Source organism: Vibrio sp. 378 (genome assembly GCF_033339435.1).
Genome location: NZ_JAWOUO010001016.1, coordinates 1 through 550 on the forward strand (window position 1 = coordinate 1; position 550 = coordinate 550).

Annotated in this window: 1 pseudogene; it reads left to right on the forward strand. The window is 44.9% G+C overall.

From position 1 onward, the window contains the following. Positions 1-380 (forward strand): annotated as a pseudogene (locus R7Q48_RS30115) (MATE family efflux transporter); the annotation flags it as partial. Positions 381-550: the final 170 nt, after the last annotated feature.

A 550-nucleotide genomic window follows, 5' to 3' on the forward strand; every position in this document is an offset into this window, starting at 1 on the left:
CATTCTTTTGGAGTCTGATCATCTGCTTAGTGCTTACTGCGGTATTTGGCTTAGCCGGATCGAATTTGATCGCCATGATCACTTCTATTGCGATTGTGCAGCAGCAAGCAGCGATCTATCTACCTTGGCTGGTGGTGATGCCGTTGACATCTATGTGGTGTTTCTTATTCGATGGCATTTTTGTTGGTGCCACCAAAGGTAAAGATATGCGGAACAGTATGTTCGTGGCGACTTGCTGTTTCTTCGTAATCTTCTTTTTGTTCTCTGGCTGGCAAAACCATGCACTTTGGTTGGCGATGACCAGCTTTATGGCAATGCGAGGGATTGGTCTTGGAGTAATATTCTTCTATCAATGGCGTAAAGGAACGTTCCTCGCGTAAATAAAAACAGCAGGTCGAAAACCTGCTGTTTTTGCATTTGGATCATGGCAACCCAAATACTCATTTAACCTCATTATCTCAGCATTGTATGGCTACTAGAACAATCGGTTCAGCCCATTCAATGCCGCTACACGATAGGCTTCGGCCATGGTCGGGTAGTTGAAGGTAGT